Annotated in this window: 11 protein-coding genes; all 11 read left to right on the forward strand. The window is 42.8% G+C overall.

Annotation, left to right across the window (positions count from 1 at the left end; all coding sequences use genetic code 11):
* The first annotated feature begins 18 nt into the window (after positions 1 to 18).
* Complete coding sequence (locus K0625_RS09860; RefSeq protein WP_012324766.1) at positions 19 to 1383, forward strand: DUF1329 domain-containing protein; 1365 nt, start codon at positions 19 to 21, stop codon at positions 1381 to 1383.
* A gap of 56 nt (positions 1384 to 1439) precedes the next feature.
* A complete protein-coding gene (locus K0625_RS09865; protein WP_220109526.1) occupies positions 1440 to 2468 on the forward strand; it encodes a WD40/YVTN/BNR-like repeat-containing protein in 1029 nt (342 codons plus the stop codon).
* A 16-nt stretch (positions 2469 to 2484) separates the two neighbouring features.
* On the forward strand, positions 2485 to 4797 hold the full coding sequence (locus K0625_RS09870) for an efflux RND transporter permease subunit (protein WP_220109527.1): 2313 nt from the start codon (positions 2485 to 2487) through the stop codon (positions 4795 to 4797).
* 270 nt (positions 4798 to 5067) lie between these two features.
* The gene (locus tag K0625_RS09875; protein WP_220109528.1) at positions 5068 to 9912 is read left to right on the forward strand and encodes an NAD-glutamate dehydrogenase; all 4845 of its coding nucleotides are present in this window, start codon (positions 5068 to 5070) and stop codon (positions 9910 to 9912) included.
* Between the two features lie 59 nt (positions 9913 to 9971).
* Positions 9972 to 10994 carry a quinone-dependent dihydroorotate dehydrogenase gene (pyrD, locus tag K0625_RS09880; RefSeq protein WP_220109529.1) on the forward strand — a complete coding sequence of 341 codons (1023 nt, stop codon included), beginning with the start codon at positions 9972 to 9974 and terminating at the stop codon, positions 10992 to 10994.
* A 163-nt stretch (positions 10995 to 11157) separates the two neighbouring features.
* Positions 11158 to 11691, forward strand: a complete 534-nt coding sequence (locus K0625_RS09885; protein ID WP_041417601.1) for a cell division protein ZapC — start codon at positions 11158 to 11160, stop codon at positions 11689 to 11691.
* 290 nt (positions 11692 to 11981) lie between these two features.
* Positions 11982 to 14117: a bifunctional 23S rRNA (guanine(2069)-N(7))-methyltransferase RlmK/23S rRNA (guanine(2445)-N(2))-methyltransferase RlmL gene (rlmKL, locus tag K0625_RS09890; RefSeq protein ID WP_220109530.1), complete on the forward strand. Its 2136-nt coding sequence runs from the start codon at positions 11982 to 11984 to the stop codon at positions 14115 to 14117.
* Complete coding sequence (locus K0625_RS09895) at positions 14107 to 14346, forward strand: glutaredoxin family protein (protein ID WP_220109531.1); 240 nt, start codon at positions 14107 to 14109, stop codon at positions 14344 to 14346. The genes rlmKL and K0625_RS09895 overlap by 11 nt, the downstream gene beginning before the upstream one ends.
* Before the next feature lies 1 nt (position 14347).
* Positions 14348 to 16267: an ABC transporter ATP-binding protein gene (locus K0625_RS09900; protein WP_220109532.1), complete on the forward strand. Its 1920-nt coding sequence runs from the start codon at positions 14348 to 14350 to the stop codon at positions 16265 to 16267.
* A 35-nt stretch (positions 16268 to 16302) separates the two neighbouring features.
* Complete coding sequence (locus tag K0625_RS09905; RefSeq protein ID WP_220109533.1) at positions 16303 to 18216, forward strand: DUF3466 family protein; 1914 nt, start codon at positions 16303 to 16305, stop codon at positions 18214 to 18216.
* Positions 18217 to 18379: 163 nt separating this feature from the next.
* Positions 18380 to 18490, forward strand: a 111-nt coding sequence (locus K0625_RS09910; RefSeq protein WP_220109548.1) for a transposase, incomplete at its 3' end; no start/stop codon positions are given.

Below are 18490 nucleotides of genomic sequence, written 5' to 3' on the forward strand. Positions count from 1 at the left end.
ATCACAAGGACAATAATAATGAAGAAACTTGGGATATTGTCAGCTGCTGTGATGGTTGCACTGAGTGCGCCAAGTGCCATAGCAAAAGTTACCGACGCTGAAGCTGCAAAGCTGGGCACAGAGTTAACCCCTATGGGTGGAGTTAAAGCGGCAAATGCCGATGGCTCAATCCCAGCTTGGGATGGCGGCATAACATCTGCAATCGCGGGATATGAGAAGGGGATGCATCATCCAGACCCTTTCCCGCAGGATAAGATTGAATTTACCATCACCAATGGGAATAAAGATAAGTACAAGGCGAATCTTACTGAAGGTCAGATGAAGTTGTTTGAGCTTTATCCTGATACGTTTAAGATGAACGTATATCAAACACGACGCACGGCCTCGGTTCCTCAGTTTGTCTATGATGCAACGAAAGCCAATGCAACTCGTGCAGAGCTCGTTTCTGATGGCAATGGTATTAAGGGGGCATCGATTGGTGTGCCTTTCCCAATTCCTCAAAATGGTCTTGAGGTTATCTGGAACCACGTGCTGCGTTTTCGTGGTGTCGATGTTGAAACAGCCCGTAGCCAAGTCGCACCGACAGCAGGTGGCGGTTATACCTTAGTTGAAACCGCAGAAGAGATCCGTTTTCAATACTCTCGTCCTGAGATGACGTTAGACAAACTAAATGCTTCTAATACTCTGTTTTACTTTAAGCAAGTCGTGACTCAACCTGCGCGTTTAGCGGGTACTGCACTGCTAGTTAAAGAGACAATGGATCAAGAAGCTTTACCTCGTCAGGCTTGGACCTACAACACAGGTCAGCGCCGCGTTCGTAAGGCTCCCAATGTTGCTTTTGATACACCAGGTTCAGTTTCTGATGGCTTAAGAACAACCGATGACTTTGATATGTTTAACGGCTCTCCTGTGCGTTACAACTGGGAGCTGGTTGGTAAGCAAGAGGTATACATTCCTTATAACGATTACAAACTTCATTCAGATAAGTTGAAGTATGACCAAATTATTCAACCCGGTCATATCAACCCTGAATTTGTTCGTTGGGAAAAGCATCGTGTTTGGGTGGTTAAAGCTCAACTAAAAGAGGGGATGCGTCATATCTATAAGACACGTACCTTCTATATTGATGAAGATTCTTGGCAGGTATCATTAGCCGATATGTATGATAACCGTGATGAGCTATATCGTGTGGCGTTTGCACACGGCATTAACTATTACGAAGTGCCGACACACTGGAGTACTTTGGAAGTTTTCCATGATCTTCAGTCACGCCGTTACCTTGCTATGGGCTTAGATAATGAAGGTCGTATGTATAACTTTGATGCTAAGTTGAGTGAAGCTAACTTCACTCCAGCAGCATTGAGACGTGCAGGTATTCGTTAACTCTCCGATACAATAGGGGCACAACTATGTGCCCCTCTATCTTTAAGGAAGTCTGTATGTTGTCTAGCATGCTTCGATTTATTTCAATCTTTCTGTTCGCTGTGACTTTATCTCCGTCAATTGCTATCGCCAGCAGCGACTCGTTAAGTTTAAGTAATCAAATTCAACCTCTAGCGATTAAGTCCATCATTTTAGATATTGCAGTTAAAGATGAGACTATGGTGGCTGTTGGTGAGCGCGGTCATATTTTTATTTTTGATGAGAAAAATACCCCAAAATGGCGTCAGGTGCTGTCACCCACATCTTCTCATTTAACTAAGGTATTTTTTATCACGCCGTCACTTGGCTGGGCTGTTGGCCATGACGCGACGATTATCCACACTCAGGATGCAGGACTGACCTGGCAGGTTCAGATGAGCTCGCCTGAGATTGAAAAGCCCTTAATGGATGTACTCTTTTTTGACACTGCCAATGGCGTTGCGATTGGGGCTTATGGTCTGTTTTATCGAACTGCTAATGGCGGTAAAGATTGGACACCAGAGTACCATGAAGAGTTGTTGTTTGAGGAAGATATCGCCTATTTGGCTGAGTTAAAAGCGGAAGATGAAGCCCTATATTTAAGTGAGCGAAGCACACTTCTCCCTCATTTTAATCGCATTATTGCCACTAACGATGGCCGTTTAATTATGGTTGGCGAGTTAGGTTTAGTGTCCGTTTCTGATGATAAAGGCGTTAATTGGCAAAAACTAGATTTTGTCTATGAAGGCTCACTGTTTAATGTCATCGAGTCAAACAGCGGTTTTTATGTCATGGGACTTAGAGGAAACATTTTTCAAGCTGGACTTGAGTTAAACCGATGGGATCAAGTGATGTTACCGACAAAATCGACCATTAATGGTGCCATATTGGCAAAAGATGGAGGTTTACGTGTTGTCGGGAATGCTGGGGTCATATTAGATATTACCGCTAATGGTAAGGGAGAGCTGGTTACTCAGCGTCAAGGTGAGAATCTGGTTTCTATTGCGCGAGATCCTCAGGGCCATATCTGGGTTGCAGGTACTAAAGGCCTTTTCGAATTAAAATAATAATGGGATCCTTAAGATGTTAGATAAAATAGTCAATGGATTTGAATCCTTCCTATTTCGGCACAGGATTTTTGTCATACTCCTGTTTATGCTGACCACCCTATTTTTGGGGTTTCAAGCAAGTAACTTAAAGATGGATGCGGCGTTTATTAAGAATATTCCGCTAAATCATAGTTATATGCAGACCTATTTAAAGCACCAGAAGCAGTTTGGTGGCGCCAACAGCATTATGGTGGCGGTGGAAGACACCAGCGGTGATATCTTCAATGAGACATTTTTTGATGCATTGAAAAATGTTCACGATCAACTCTTCTTTATCCCTGGAGTGGATAGGGCGCAGGTTAAATCTCTTTTCTCCCCCTCAACACGCTTTACCGAAGTGGTGGAAGATGGGTTTGCCGGTGGGCCAGTGATCCCTGCTGATTTCTCAACCACAGAGCAGGGATTGTCTGTGGTTAGAGGAAATATTGAGAAAGCGGGCATTGTTGGGCGTTTAATTGCTGAAGATTACTCTGCGGCAATGGTGTCAGCACAGTTGATGGATTTTGACCCTCAAACTGGTGAGCCTCTTGATACACTCGCGTTTGCAGAACAGTTAGAGCAGGAGTTAAGAACTCAGTTTGAAAATGATGAGATAAAAATCCACATTATTGGCTTTGCCAAGATGGCGGGAGATGTGGCTGAAGGTGCCAAAGGCGTTATGCTTTTCTTCCTTATTGCCATCTTAGTTACCGCGGTAATGGTGTACCTGTTTTCAAAATCATTAGTACTGACCTTTTTACCTTTGGCTTGCAGTTTAATCGCGGTGATTTGGCAGTTAGGTTTGCTAACCGTTGTGGGCTTTGGTTTAGACCCTATGTCCATCTTGATCCCTTTTCTGGTGTTTGCCATTGGTGTGAGCCACAGTGTGCAGATGATCAATGCGGTGAGGAGAAGGGTGGCCGATGGTGAGTCAACTAAAGCGGCATCGGCTTCTGCTTTCCGTAGCTTGCTCATTCCTGGAGGTATCGCTTTACTCTCTGATACAGTGGGTTTCTTAACTTTACTGGCTATTGATATCGGCATTATTCGAGAGCTCGCCATCTCAGCGTCATTGGGCGTTGGGGTGATCATTTTGACTAACTTGATCTTGTTACCTTTAGTTATCTCATTTACTAAGGTATCAGTGGCTAATACCTCTAAAGATCCTGCTGAAAGTAAAATTAATCAGCTGTGGAGAAAGCTCTCTCTTTTTGCCACACCTAAGTATGCTACTTGGGTGTTGGTGATCACTGCCGTACTTTATGGGTTAGGTGTTCAGCAAGCGAGTTTGATGAAGGTGGGTGATCTACAAGGTGGTGCACCAGCATTGCACTTTGATTCAAGATACAACCAAGATACCTTTTACATTACCGATAAATTCTCAATAACTACAGATGTCATGACTGTGATTGTTGAGGCATTTCCCGAAGCCTGTACCTATCACTCTGTGCTTAATCAAATAGATGAGTTTGAATGGATAATTGGTAATACACCTGGCGTTGAGTCAACGGCGAGTTTAGCGTCAGTGGCGAAAAGGGTGAATGCTGGGTTTAACGAAGGTAATCCTAAGTGGCAGGTGTTACCCAGAACAACGGCCAGCTTAGTTCAGGCGGTCGGTCGAGTACCGACAACTTCTGGTTTGTTAAACAGTAACTGCTCTGTGATGCCTGTTTATCTGTTTTTGCAAGATCATAAAGCTGAAACCATTGAGTTAGTTATTGAGCGAGTTAAAGCGCTCTCTGCCGAGATGGACAATGATAAGATCCAATTTAAGCTAGCATCAGGCCCTGTAGGGGTGATGGCTGCAACCAATGAAGCGGTGGCAGAAGCACAGTTCCCAATGATGCTTTATGTTTATGGTGCGGTTTTTGTCCTTTGTTTGATTAGCTTTAGATCGTTAAGAGCGACAATCTCAGTTATTTTGCCTCTTTATGTTGTCTCAACATTGGCCCAGGCCCTAATGACTCAGCTCGATATTGGTTTGGCGGTGAGCACTTTACCTGTGATTGCATTAGGTGTGGGAATTGGTGTTGATTACGGCATCTATATCCTGTCTACCATGGCGGTGAGGTTAAGGGATGGTATGCCGGTCCAAGAGGCTTATTATGAAGCACTCGTTGAGCGGGGCAGCGCGGTGATTTTTACTGGTCTGACCTTGGCGATTGGTGTGAGTACTTGGTTCTTTTCCGCCTTAAAGTTCCAGATGGACATGGGGATCTTGCTCACATTTATGTTTTTAGTAAATATGTTGGGAGCCATAATTATTTTACCCGCTATCGGGGCTTTTTTCTGGCGAAAACCTAGGTAGGTAGCAGTAAACAGGGAGCTTCGGCTCCCTTTTTATTTTTAATTATGTGAATAGTTACGCTTAAATGTCGATTGTTTGTTCATCTAAATTGCTAAAATATTGCTATAACTGGTTTTATAGAGGATCTACCACTAAAATAACACTCGAAAAGCGAGAGATTTAGTAATAAACTTCGCCCATGACCTAGGTCACACTATTCGAACTGGTCATTTGTACAAGCATCCCAAAAAAATATAAAAGCACTGCCATAGACCCTAAGGAAACAGCAACATGGCCTTGAAAGATGCAATGCCTTCGGTACTACTTGAAAACGTAGTAAACCTTATTCACTCTAAAGTTCCTAACGCACAAGCAAAACAGGTAGAACAATTTGCCAATTGTCTCTACGCTCACATGTCTAAAGATGATCTAAAAGCCCGTAATGACAGTGATCTTTATGGGGCAGTGTTAAGCTTGTGGAATGCGGCAAATCTAACTGAAAAGGGTGAGTCTCATATTCGGGTTTTCAACCCAAGTCAGTCTAAGCATGGCTGGCAATCTACTCATTCAATCATCGAAGTTATTCAGCCTGATATGCCTTTCTTGGTGGACTCCATCAGCATGGCATTAAATCGTGTCGGGATCACATCCCACATGATTCTGCATACTCCACTCTCAATAAAAAGAACAAAAGGGAGTATTTCGCAGGTTAGGTATTGTGATGATGCCGATGATAAGTTTGAAAAAGTTGCGGTTTTTCTTATCGAGATTGATAGGCAAAGCACCAATAAAGATATAAAACAGCTAGAGAAAGAGATTGAGTCAGTATTGGGCGATGTCGCGGCATCAGTGCATGACTGGAAAGCCATGTCTGGGAAGTTAAGCTCAACAATCTCTGAGCTTGCAACTCGCCCTTATCCTGGACATAAGCAGGAGCTGGAAGAGGCTACAAACTTCCTTAACTACCTAAGTAATCACCATTTTACGCTTCTTGGTTATCGTCGATACGATCTGCGCAAGGTGGCTGGTGACTTAGAGTTGGTGCCTGACACTTCAAGCAGCTTAGGCTTAATGAATATTCCGGGTAAACCACAGCCTGAAACTGGATTACTACTCTCTAATTTCTCTGAAAGTGCCCGTAGAGAAGCGCTCGATAACAGCTTACTGGTTCTAACTAAGAGTAGTGAAAAGAGCCGCGTACACCGTCCTGCTTATGTTGATTATGTCGGTGTTAAGCGATTTGATGAGCAAGGCAATGTCATCGGTGAAGATAGGTTCTTAGGTCTATATGCCTCAAACCTATATAACAGAAGCCCACGTGAGATCCCGCTTCTGTCAGAGAAAGTACAACGTGTGTTAGACCGCTCAGGGTTAACTCCGCGTTCTCATGATTACAAAGCTTTGATGCATATTTTAGAGACGCTTCCACGTGATGAGTTAATTCAAGGTAATGTTCAAGAGCTCGCTCAGGTCGCCCATGGCGTTCTAGAGATGCAAGATCGTGATAAATTGAAGTTGTTTGTCCGTAAAGATGGTTTTGGGCGCTTCTTCTCATGCCTAGTTTATGTCTCTAAAGACAGATATAACACTAAGCTACGTGAAGATACTCAACGTATTCTGGCTCAACATTTTAATACAGATGCCGACGTTGAATTTACGACCTACTTTTCAGAGTCTACGCTTGCGCGTACGCATTACATAGTTAAAGTCGATAACAATAATATGGATGTAGATGTGGCCGCCATTGAAAATAATTTATCAGAAGCAGCGCGTTCTTGGGAAGATAAACTCAATGATGCGCTAAGCAGCGCACAGGGTGAAGAGTCTGGAACGGGTCTAACAAAACGCTATATCCATGCGTTTCCTCGCAGTTATAAAGAGGATGTGCTACCAAGCTCTGCAGTTGTTGATATTCAGCATTTAGAAGCGCTAGATGACAGCCATAAGCTGGGTATGCTTTTCTATCAGCCGCAAGAAACGGCGCTTAATAACAGTAAAGTTCGATTAAAGCTGTTCCATAAAGATGAGCCTATTCATCTTTCTGATGTCTTACCAATGCTTGAGAACTTTGGTCTTCGAGTGATTAACGAAAGACCTTATGAGTTAAAAACTTCAGAGAACGATACTTACTGGATTTTAGATTTCTTAATGACAGTGCAGGGGACATCGACCCAAAGTATTGCTGACAGTCAAGTACGATTCCAAACGGCATTGGCTGATGTGTGGGATAAGCAACTGGAAGATGATGGCTTTAACCGTCTACTTCTAGAGACAACTCTGAGCGGACGTGAAGTTTCAATACTACGTGCTTATGCCAAATATATGCGTCAAATTGATGCGACTTTCAGCCAAGCTTATATCGAAGAGACCTTTACTCGTTACCCTCAGATAGCTGAGCTACTGGTGAAGATGTTTATTCGTAAGTTTAATCCTAAGCTTAAGACACGCACACTGAATAAGTTTGTTGAGCAGATAGACCTCTGTTTAGAGGACGTCTCTAGTTTGGATGATGACCGTATTATTCGTCGTTATCTCGACTTGATTAATGCAACATTAAGAACCAACTTCTACCAAGTTGCAGCCGACGGTAGTGACAAAGAGTATGTATCATTTAAGTTCTCGCCAGAGCTTATTCCTGAGATGCCTCGTCCACTGCCCAAGTTTGAGATTTTCGTGTACTCCCCAAGAGTCGAAGGTGTTCATTTACGTGGCGGTAAAGTGGCCCGTGGTGGTCTACGTTGGTCAGACCGTCGTGAAGATTTCCGTACTGAGGTGCTTGGCTTAGTTAAAGCACAGCAAGTTAAAAACACGGTTATTGTTCCTGTGGGTGCTAAAGGTGGTTTTGTCTGTAAACAGCTGCCAACAGAGGGGGGGCGTGAAGCCTTCTTTACTGAAGGTCAGGAGTGTTACCGCATCTTTATTCGTGCACTTTTGGATGTCTCAGACAATATTATTAATGGTGAAGTTGTTCCGCCTGTTAACGTTGTTCGACACGATGAAGATGATCCTTACTTGGTTGTTGCAGCGGATAAAGGAACGGCGACCTTCTCGGATATCGCCAATGCCATCTCTGAAGAGTACAACTTCTGGTTGGGAGATGCGTTTGCATCAGGCGGAAGTAATGGTTATGACCATAAGAAGATGGGGATCACGGCTCGTGGTGCTTGGGAGTCTGTTAAGCGTCATTTCCGTGAAATTGGTATCGATTGTCAGACCACAGATTTTACCTGCTTAGCGGTAGGTGATATGGCGGGTGATGTATTCGGTAACGGTATGTTGCTATCTGAGCATACACGTCTTGTGGTTGCATTTAACCATATGCACATCTTTATCGACCCAACACCGGATGCGGAGTCAAGTTATAAAGAACGTGCTCGTTTGTTTGAGCTGCCTCGTTCGAGCTGGGAAGATTACAATAAAGAGCTGATCTCAAAAGGTGGCGGCATCTTTATGCGCTCTGCCAAGTCGATCACCTTAACGCCAGAAATTAAGAAGATGCTTGAGACTAAGAAAGCATCTATGACTCCGACGGAGCTGCTTAAAGAGCTTCTGAAGATGAAAGTCGATCTGATCTGGAACGGTGGTATCGGGACTTACGTTAAAGCGAGTAGCGAGACCCACGCTGAAGTTGGTGACCGTGCCAATGATACTTTGCGTGTTAATGGTAATGAGGTTCAAGCCAGAATTATCGGCGAAGGTGGCAACTTAGGTTGTACTCAGCTTGGTCGTATTGAGTACGCTGCAAATGGCGGCCGCATGAATACCGACTTCGTTGATAACGTGGGTGGTGTGGATTGCTCTGATAACGAAGTGAATATCAAAATTTTACTTAATGCACTGGTTGCAGATGGTGAGATGACCTTAAAGCAGCGTAATCGCTTGTTAGTCGATATGACCGATGAGGTGAGTCGGATTGTATTGCAGGACTGTAAAGATCAGACTCGTACTATCTCTGTCACCCAGGTACGTGGTGCAGAGCAACTTAAAGAGCAGATCCGTTTTATTCATTACCTTGAGAAAGAGGGTAAGTTAGATCGTGCACTTGAGTTCCTACCGTCAGAAGATGAACTTGCAGAGCGTTTAGCAAATGGTAAGCCGTTAACCAGACCTGAACTGTCAGTACTTGTCGCTTATGCGAAGATGGTACTCAAAGAGCAGTTGCTGACCCCTGAGATCACAGATGATCCTTTCTTGAGCCAACTATTGATTGAGTATTTCCCTCAACAGCTACAAGAAAAGTACAGTGATCGCATGGTTGCTCATCCGCTTAGGGCTGAAATTATCGCTACATCATTGGCAAATGAACTGGTGAATGATTTAGGTCTTAATTTTGTGCAACGTATGCAAGATGAGACTGGTGCCTCAGTTGCTGAAGCTGCTATTTGTTATACTATGGCTCGTGAAGTGTTTGGTTTAGCTGGTTTAACTAAAAACATTACATCGCTAAATGGTATTATCCCTGCAGTTGTACAGGGTGAGATGTTGCATCAAATTCGCCGTAATATACGTCGTGCTTGTCGTTGGTTCCTGCGTCACAGAAATCGTGGTCAGAGTATTCAGCAGACAGTTGAGTTTTTTGCCCCTGTTTTTGCAGATCTTAAGGCGAATGTTCACGGCTATATGGTTGAGGATGAAGTCGAAGGAATTCGTCTTGAAATTGCAGCGCTCATTAAAGAGGGAGTTACAGAGGAGGTTGCAACGAACGTTGTAAACATGAGTACTCTGTTCTCCGCTTTAGATATCGCACAAATTGCTGAGTTAGAAAGTAAACCTGTTGCACTGGTTGCACAAACTTACTTTAAACTCGGTGCGCAGGTTGACCTACACTGGTTCTTAGATCAGATAAGTGCTCAGCCAGTTGCAAACCATTGGCAGGCACTAGCAAGGGCAGCATTTAGAGAGGAGCTAGATTGGCAACAGCGTTCATTGAGTTCAGTAGTACTTCGTACTTGTACTGAAACTTGTGATGCTAACTCCATAATTTCTCAGTGGATCGACTCCAATCAGGGCTTATTGGAGAGATGGTTCCACATGCTAGCAGACTTTAAGACATCTCAAAGTCATGAGTTTGCCAAGTTCTCAGTTGCATTAAGAGAGCTGAACCTCTTGATCCTTCATTGTGAAGGTCAAAAGTAAACAATAATAATTAAATAGCCCTGGCAATTGCCGGGGCTTTTTTCGGTCTAGGAGAAAACATGTTTTACAAACTCGCTCAGAAAGTCATGTTTCAGATGGATCCTGAAAAGGCTCATCACTTTGCATTAAATAGTTTAATGGCAACGGCTAATACACCATTAGATTGTTTCTATGCACAGAAGATTGCGCCAAGCCCAGTAGAGTTTATGGGAGTGACTTTTCCAAACCCTGTGGGATTAGCTGCTGGCATGGATAAAGATGGTGAGTGCATCGATGGTTTTCATGCTATGGGCTTTGGTCATATTGAAGTCGGCACAGTAACGCCGCGGCCGCAACCTGGTAATGATCTGCCACGTCTATTTCGCTTAAAGCCTGCAAAGGGCATTATCAATAGAATGGGCTTTAACAATAAAGGGGTAGATAACCTGATAGCCAATTTAAAAGCGGCTAAGTCAGGAGCCTTGATTGGTGTCAATATCGGTAAAAATAAAGATACCCCAGTTGAGCAAGGAAAAGATGACTACCTTATCTGTATGGATAAAGTGTATGAATATGCGGCTTATATTGCGGTTAATATCTCATCACCCAATACGCCAGGTCTACGTAGTCTGCAGTATGGGGATCTTTTAGATGATCTATTAGGATCGCTAAAAGCCAAGCAGAAAGATCTTGCACAGAAGCATGGTAAGTACGTGCCTATAGCATTAAAAATTGCACCGGATCTCTCTGATGAGGAGATTCAAAAAATTGCCGATTCTCTAATAAAGAACCAGTTTGATGGTGCTATTGCCACTAATACAACATTAAGCCGTGATGGTGTGAGTGGACTGATGAATGCCAATGAAACCGGTGGTTTGAGTGGTAAGCCTTTGAATTTACTCTCTACATCAGTCATCAAAAAGCTGTCTAACTGTTTAAATGGTCAGATCCCGATTATTGGAGTCGGTGGAATTAACTCTGCTGCTGATGCTATCGATAAACTTGATGCTGGAGCGAGTATGGTTCAGATCTATTCAGGCTTTATCTATCAGGGGCCTAAGTTAATTAAAGATATCATCGAAGCTTGTAGAGTTCGTAAATAAAAGGATCGAATATTTGATCTTTTTTAGATCGTGCGATCGTTTTAAAGATCGCACGATCTCACGTAACACCTTGTTAAATAAATTTAAATTTTTAAAATATATTTTGATATTGAACAAAATATCTACTATCATCGTGCTGTATTCAATATAAATGGTAGAGATTATGCTATTAATGCCAAAAAAGGATTGGCAATGGAGATATAGTGATACGTATGGTGTATTAAGCGTTTCATTAGGTTCCGAAATGGAATTTTTGACTCCTTATAAATCTAAATCTTTAATTCCTGATGCGTTATCGGAATTAGAGTTTAGTGTTGAGCACGCCAAATTTTATATTGATTTTATTGAGCTTCTTTCAAAATCATTAACCATCTCTGATGCTATGAAAGTGCAATTAGCGCTTAATGGTACAGCAGCCCATTTCCTATTAAAGCCTCAAATGCCTAAGTCATGGTTTTTCGATACCAGTAGCATGTGCGTTTATAGTGAGTTAGGAAAAGTGTTTCAGCTTAAGTGCCGAGGTGCGATTGCGCAGGTGCTTGTTGTGGAAACAAGTATTCAAGCCTCTTTGGTTATGTTGCTTTCTAACGAGTTGCCACTTAATGATAATAAATCATTAATGCAGTTTGAATGTATTAAAGTGATGCATGATAGATTGCACCCATTGAAGGTGAGCAGGGCTATTGCAGCTGCATAACAGCGAGTTCGTATCTCGCTTTATCTTTGTTCGAATGTTCCTATTTATACCTGCCTCGCTACTTGCATCATCAAGTAGCGTTTTTGGCTGTCTGCTCTGCCTTGAATTCGTTTGCCAAAAAGGGTGCTGAGTAGAGCGATTATCTGTACTGCTTAGTAATCCAACCGCTTTTCGATAAAACAGCAAGACTGTGATTGAATAAATCATGAGCTAAGCCAATAACTTTTTATCATTTATCCGTTCTACAAGGTATAATGCGTGATTAATTTTTACTGCGTACCTATTTATTGATGTTAAATTTCTTTGCTGCGGCTCCTAGGGGCTATGAATATGCGTTATCACTCGAGTTAGCGGACCTCGGTGCGTCTGACATTAAAGAGAGTGTTGCTGGTGTTTACTTTTCAGCTTCGCTCGAGTTGGGATATCGAATTACCCTCTGGTCACGAATTGCAAGTCGGATAATTTTTGTTATCCATAAAGGACCATGTGAATCGCCTGAGCAGCTTTATAATGCGGCATATGGCATTGATTGGCAGATGGAGTTCAACCACCGCAGCACATTTAGTATCGATTTTCACGGTATGGGTGGCTTTATCAATAACACCATGTTTGGTGCACTTAAAATTAAGGATGCTATCGTTGATCGCTTCCGTGATGATGATTGCCCAAGGCCAGACGTGGCTCGAGTCGATGCGGATTTTAGAATCGATGCTCACTACCGCCGCGGTCAGATCACCATAGGTTTGAACTTTTCAGGTCCTGCGCTCCACAAACGTGGTTACCGTGACATAACGGGTGAAGCTCCACTTAAAGAAAACCTCGCCGCTAATATGTTGATGCGAAGTGGATGGCAGAAAAATCCAGTTTCCTTGCTAGATCCATTCTGTGGTAGTGGTACGATTTTGATTGAAGCTGCCATGATGGCCTGTGATATGGCTCCAGGTCTTCATCGAGAGCGTTTCGGTTTTGAGCATTGGCTGAGACACAATGATAAATACTGGCAAGAGCTGCTTGATGAAGCAAAGGCGAGGGCATCGATAGGCATCACGCGTTGTAAAACTAAATTTTATGGCTCGGATATCGATTCACGTATTGTGGCACTTGCAAAAAAGAATGCGGCAAACGCTGGTGTCTTGGAGTTAATCGATTTTAGCGTTACCAATGCATTAAACGTGAAAGTACCTGAAGAGACAGGCTATCTTATTACCAACCCGCCTTATGGTGAGCGATTAGGAACAGTGACTGCTTTACTGCAGTTGTATTATCAACTTGGTGATAAGTTTAAAGCTGAATTTGGTGGCTGGAATCTTGCTGTGTTGAATAGCGATGTAGAGCTATTGTCTGCGTTAAAGTTAAAAGCAGATAAACAGATGAAGATGAATAATGGCGCGCTAGAGTGTGCCTTTAATCTCTATACTGTTCATGCAACAAACACGCGACGTGTTGATCCAAATAATATCAACCGTGAAGGTGATGTGAGCGATATTGCTGTGCCTTTTGTGAACCGGGTGAAAAAGAATATTAAGCAGCTACAAAAATGGGCTAAGAAAGAGGGGATTGATAGCTATCGAATTTATGATGCTGATCTACCCGATTACAAAGTTGCCATTGATAAATACTTGGATTACGTTGTGATCCAAGAATATACAGCACCTGTAGATATCCCAGAGTCTGTCACTAAACGTCGATTAACTGATGTGCTTATTACTCTACCAGCGGCGATCGGTATCGATCCCAATAATATTATTTTAAAAACCCGCGAGAAGCAGAAAGGCACTAATCAGTACGAGAAGATCCAAGCGAATAAGCTTGAGCTTATTACCACTGAATATGGCGCTAAATTTAAGTTAAACCTTAAAGAGTATTTAGACACTGGTCTTTTCTTAGATCATCGTCTAACGCGTAAATTAGTGGGTGAAAAATCCAAAGATCGGGATGTATTAAACCTATTCGCATACACAGGGACTGCCTCTGTCCATGCCGCTCTAGGTGGGGCTAAGTCGGTAAAAACTGTCGACATGTCCAATACCTACACAAACTGGGCCAAGGAAAATTTTGCTTTAAACGGTTTAAATGACGATAAGTATCAGTTTGTTCAGGCTAACTGTATGCAGTGGATTAAAACCACTCACGATAAGTTTGACCTGATCTTTATCGATCCACCGACATTCTCTAACTCTAAGAGAATGGAGGACTCTTTTGATGTGTTACGTGATCATGTATCTCTTTTATCGAGCCTAATTAAGCTATTAAATCCTAATGGTGAGATTATTTTCTCGAATAATAAGCGCAAGTTTAAGATGGAAATAGAAGCATTAGAAGCTTTAAACTTTACCGTTAAGAACATAGATAACCAGACACTTCCTTTGGACTTTAAACGTAACCCGCAGATCCACAATACCTGGTTGCTTACCCATGGCGGATAGCCGTCCAAACTATATTTTGTTTCACACAGATGTTTGCCATCTGTGTGAGCTTGCTGCTGAGTTGCTTATGCAGGCTGCAGTGAAGTTTGAGAGTCATGATATTTGCGATGATGAGATCTTAGTTGAGCAATATGGCACTCGTATCCCAGTATTAAAGCAGATCGATACCAATAGAGAGCTAAATTGGCCCTTTGATATCGATGCATTGAATGAATTTTTAGGAGCATAACTTGAGTTTAGTTCGTATTAATAATGGTTCATTAGCCTATGGCTATACACCACTATTGCAAAAAGCGGATTTCACCATTGAAGCGGGTGAACGTGTCTGTATTGTTGGCCGTAATGGTGCTGGCAAATCGAGCTTAATGAAAGTCTTAAGTGGTGATGTACTACTCGATGAAGGTGAATTCAATATAGCGACTGATGTTAAAGTGAGTCGTTTACAGCAAGATCCACCTAAAGCAGAGAAAGGCTCTGTCTACTCCTATATCTCTGCTGGTTTGCAAGAGGTTGGTGAGAAGCTAGAGCGTTATCATCAGTTAGCACATGATGTGGGAAGTGCTGAGCCTGAGCAGATGGAACGTATGCTTAAGCAGATGGAGCGTCTGCAGGAAGATATCGATCACTTAAATGGTTGGCAACTGGATAACCGAATCAATCAAAATTGTGAGTTGCTGGGGTTAGATCCCGACAGCCCATTGTGTGAACTATCGGGTGGCTGGCAACGTAAAGTTGCGCTGGCCCGCGCGCTTGTGAGCGAGCCTGATCTATTGCTTTTAGATGAGCCTACTAACCACCTGGATATTGATACGATTGAATGGTTAGAGCAGTTTCTTTTGAGTTACAAAGGCGCCATCGTTTTTGTGAGTCATGATAGGGGCTTTATTTCACGAATGGCCACGAGAATAGTGGATCTTGACCGCGGTGTTGTGACCTCATGGCCTGGAAATTATCAGGCATATTTGGATGGCAAGGCTGAATGGTTAAGGGTTGAAGCTGAGCAAAATGCCCATTTTGATAAGAAGCTGGCCGAAGAGGAAGCTTGGATACGTCAAGGAGTTAAAGCCAGACGTACTCGTAATGAGGGAAGAGTACGTGCGCTTAAAGCCTTAAGGGTTGAGCGTATGGCCAGACTAAATCGTCAAGGCGGCGCTAAAATGGCTGTTGCAGATACGGATCGCTCTGGCAAACTTGTCTTTGATATTGAAGATTTGAACTACAATTTGCCAGATAAAAATCTGGTGAAGAATTTTACCTCAGCGGTAATGCGTGGTGACAGAATCGCACTTATTGGTCCAAACGGTTGCGGTAAATCTACCTTAGTGAAACTTTTAATAGGCCAGCTTGAAGCTCAATCTGGCAGCGTTAAAGTGGGGACTAAGCTTGAAATTGCCTACTTTGATCAATACCGCGAAGCACTCGATCCTGAAAAAACAGTGGAAGAGAACGTCGGAGATGGTAAGAAGACGATCACTATTAATGGTCAAGATAGGCATATTCTAAGTTACCTACAAGATTTTCTCTTCTCGCCAATGAGAGCAAGAACGCCGGTTAAGGCTTTGTCTGGTGGTGAGAAAAATAGACTTTTACTAGCTCGTCTCTTGTTAAGGCCTGCGAACTTAATTATTCTCGATGAGCCAACTAACGATTTGGATATCGAAACTCTGGAGTTATTAGAGTCTTTGTTGACTGAGTATCCAGGAACCTTATTAATCGTGAGCCATGACAGGGCATTTATCGATAATACCGTGACCAGCAGCTGGTGGTTTACCGGTAATGGTGGATGGAGTGAATACGTTGGTGGTTATCAGGATGCGGTCTCTCAAGGGGCTCGTTTTTATTCTGAGGAACCTCAGGCGATTAACACTGTCCAACCTGCTAAGGTTGAAACGCTCGAGGTTAAATCTGAGCCAAAAGTTAAGCCGGAAAAGAAACTTTCCTATAAATTGCAACGCGAACTCGAGCAGTTACCAGCACAAATGGAGCAGCTAGAGGAAGAGGTTGAAGCATTACAGGAAGTGATAAGTGCGCCAGAGTTTTACACTCAGGATCAAGAAAAAATAAATCTCCAGCTCCAACTGTTTGCAGATAAAGAACAAGAGTTGGAAGTTTGTTTTGAGCGATGGGAAGAGCTAGAGTCGCTTAAATAAAATACATAACTAGAAATAGTAAGGGAATAGCGTTAATGAAGTTTACATTGGATAAAGCCCTATCATTAGTTGCCGTAGGTGTAATTGGTGCACTTCAGGGGGTGCAAGCTGCCCCTGTTTATGAGATTAAAAATTTAAGTGAGGTTTATCAGTCTGAATCTGATTCAGCTGAACTTATCGGTACGCTTAAAAGAACGCGAAATGGCTATGGTATGGCCGTTAATGCCGATGGAAAGTCTGTCGCGGTTGCTAAGGGAAAGAAAAAACTCTCTACATCTGAAGAAGACGATGACGGAGTGATCGACATTGAAGATGGGATCGCACCTGAAGAGAAGATCACTTTTTCCATCGATAAGCCAATTATCGCGAACAACTTCTCTTTTATTGCCAGTGAGTTCGATACCGCTAAACCTTGGTTACCGGTTTTCGACTCTGTAAATGGTACGACGGATCCTAGTGAAACAGACTCTGAAAAACCAGAAACCATCAACTCAGTTGATGTTTATTACTATGGGATCAATGACGCTGGTGTGAAAGTGGGCTCCATGACGTCGAAGGAGCAGACGGCTCCTTATACAGGCACAAATGAAGATCAGGAGTTTTGGTATTATCGCGAGTTTGAAGAGCGTGGTTTTGCTAAAAATGCTGCAGGAACTGAAGTTCAGTTATTGCCGCCTTGTACCATGTATGAGAAAGATGCGACTTGTAACAACACAGCTGGTGATAACAAAGTTAATATCGGTGGTTACTCTGTAGCTGCTGCCATTAACAGCGCTAACCTTGTGACTGGTTATGTCGGCACTGAACTCTCTAATGATTCAGAAAACCGCATTGATGCTTGTGTTGATGGGGAAACCTATCCAACGGATGTGTGTGTTCAGATAGAGCAGTATCCGGATGCAAATGGTAATCGACGCATCATATATCAGCGCCGTGCATATGTATGGCAGCTTGATGAAACGGGTAGCTCTGTTACTGACAGTAAACTTTTGCCGCTAGGTTTTGAGACAACCTCTGATACTGTGTATATCGCTCAAGGCCTGGGCCTTAACGCGTCAGGAGTAGTTGCAGGACGTTCGCATCACAAACGCCCTGGCTATGACAATGTCTCCTTTGATGCATTTTTCTGGACTCCAGATGGTACAGATGGCGCGTATCAACCTCATTGGGTGCCGCTCATTGAGGATAGGTTCCAATCTATCGCTTATGATATCAATGACAGCGGTATGCTAGTGGGTAGCTTCCGTCAGTACATTGAGGGTTATGTTCGCGATAAGTTCTTCTATTTCGATACTCAAAACCCAGAAGGAGAGGTTGTCGTTCCTAACGATTTTTATAACGCTTTATCGGATCTCGGCAGTAAGCCAAAGTCTGTTAATAACAAAGGTCAGGTAGTTGGGTTTATTGAGACGACTCATGAGAAAGACAAGCCACGTCCTAAAGCGGGCTTCCTGTTTGACAAAGAGACAACCGAGTTTAATAACCTAAATAAGATTTTGACTTGTGAATCAAAAGGCTTTGCTAAGAACGCTGACGGAGCTTGGGTTCGAAACAAAGTTGAAGTTCAAGATGGAACAGGTGTTACTCTCTCTTATAACCAAGATATCAAAGTGGTCGAAGGCAATAGTATCAATGAAGATGGTGTGATTGTGGGTACCGCCTTTGTTCGTAAGCCTCAATATCAATATGATACTAACGGTAACTTGGTTATTGGTGATAATGGACTTCCAATCTTTGCCGTTGACGGTAATGGCGATCCATTAACCTCATTCCTTCCTCGAATGGTCGTGTTACAACCAGGCTCAGGGACAGCTGATGAAGCATGGTTAGCAGCGAACAACTGTATCGATGATAACGGTGAAGATGATAATTATGAGCGTAAAGGCGCAGCCAGTTTTGCCTGGTTATTTGCCTTACCACTACTTTGGCTTCGAAGACGTTTTAAGTAGTTTTTAGTGTTAAAAAAGATCGAGGCATTTGCCTCGATTTTTTTTATTTTCAGCCCTAAACCACCTACTTCAGTAGGTGGTTATCATCAATTAGGCTTTGCCTGAATATCTACTCATGTTAATTGAACTCTAACTTTTAGCGAAGTCATAGAGGATAAAAAACATGAGTAGATATGAGAAAGCATCGCATGTGTATTGGCGATGTCAATATCACATAGTTTGGACACCTAAGTATAGGTTTAGGATTTTAAAGAATAAGTTAGGAAAAGATGTT

It is taken from the genome of Shewanella nanhaiensis (assembly GCF_019457885.1).
In the GTDB taxonomy this organism is placed as follows: domain Bacteria; phylum Pseudomonadota; class Gammaproteobacteria; order Enterobacterales; family Shewanellaceae; genus Shewanella; species Shewanella nanhaiensis.